Annotated in this window: 1 pseudogene; it reads right to left on the reverse strand. The window is 67.6% G+C overall.

Annotation, left to right across the window (positions count from 1 at the left end):
• Nucleotides 1-27 precede the first annotated feature (27 nt).
• Nucleotides 28-1,558 (reverse strand): annotated as a pseudogene (locus AB4Z47_RS30620) (ISL3 family transposase).
• Nucleotides 1,559-1,615: the final 57 nt, after the last annotated feature.

Raw genomic sequence — 1,615 nt, forward strand, 5'->3', positions numbered from 1 at the left:
GGCTCTGTCGTACTTTCGGTGGTGGGGTTATCCGAGCAGGATCCGGTGTCGTAGGAGCCGGAATCCGGCGCGTCCGTACATTTGCCTCTTGAGCAGCTTCGTTTTCGTGTTGACTCCCTCGCACGGCCCGTTGCTGTAGGGCAAAGTAGGTCCGGCGACCGCGGCGTCGTGGTCCTGGTCCAGACCGCGCAGGAACGGCTCGAGCTGGGGCAGTCCTGCCTCGCGGGCCTGTTTGATCCAGCAGTCGAGGTCGGCGCCGCGCCGGTCGGTCATGATCGTGGCGAAGTCACGGACCAGTTCGGTCAGCCGGGTCATTTCCGGGCAGGCGGCGACGAGTTCGCCGAGGTGACCGCGGCGGGTTTCGGAGAGGTCTGATGGCCTGCTCATGATCCAACCGGTGAGTTTGCGGGCCGAGACGACGACCCGGTCACCGGTCAGGCGCCCTTCGTTGAGGTAGCGGTAGAGCAGGTTCAGCCCACCTGTGTAGCCGAGGTCTTTGATCTCGGCGAACAGGTGCGTGACCGGCACACCCGGCTCAGCGGCCCGTCGAGACCGCAGATGATCACGGTAGGGGTCGACCAGTCCGGGCCGGTACTGCGGCGGACGGCGCAGCGAATCCGGTTCAGGCGCCCGGGAGTACCGCTTCACAGTGTTCAACGCCAGGCCCAGCCGCCGGGCGCAGTCCAGCAGCCCGACGCCTTGGKCGAGTAAGTTGTGCACGGCATGCCAGCGTTCGATGGTGGTGGTCTCCCGCGCCATCCGGTGCCGCTTCGGGCCCGAGGCGGCCCAGCAACGTCCGTGCGCGGCGACGGCCGTCTCGACGGCACGGGCCAGACCATGCCACAGATGCCACCGGTCCGACACCTGTGTCGCCGCAGGTCGTGCGCGTCGCACGGCTTCGGCGTAGGTGGSCGAACCGTCCCGTACGACGGTCGTCACCTCGGGATGATCGGCCAGCCAGGCGGCCAGGGTGTCGGATTTGCGGTCTGCCAGCACATCGACCCGGTCGTGGGACACGGGGTCGATCACGACCGTGGCATACCGGTGGCGGCGCAGCAACGCGAAATCATCGACGCTCACCACCGCCGGAACCGGTCGCCGCGGCAAGGGGATACCCAGCAGCACACGCACAGCGGTATGCCGGGACAACCCAATCGACAATCTGGCCAGCAGCCGGGCACCCGCCCGACCGGCCAGCTCCCGCACCACCGACCGCACCTGGCAGGTCAGACGCGTCGTGCGACGCTGGTATCGCTCCAGGACACCGACCACTTGCTCGCGAAAGGTATTGCGGCAGCCCGCTGTCGGGCAGATCAGGCGGCGGACCTGCACGCACACGATCAATCACCGGGCGGCCGTCGAGCGGCACGTCGGTCACCGTCCGCCAGTGATATCCGTGCACTCGCGCGGACTCGGCTCCGCAGCCCGGACACACGGCCGGGCAATCGGGCGTCCGCGCCCACACCACGATCTGGTTTCCCTTGTCGACCACATCCTCCACCACCAGCGGCGACAACCCCGAAAACACCACGGCAGCAGGAACATTCACCTCACACACCGGAACATCGTGCCGCCAGCGCCACCGCGGCACCACCGAAAGTACGACAGAGCCGAA

Source organism: Nocardia sp. 2TAF39, assembly GCF_052114905.1.
In the GTDB taxonomy this organism is placed as follows: domain Bacteria; phylum Actinomycetota; class Actinomycetes; order Mycobacteriales; family Mycobacteriaceae; genus Nocardia.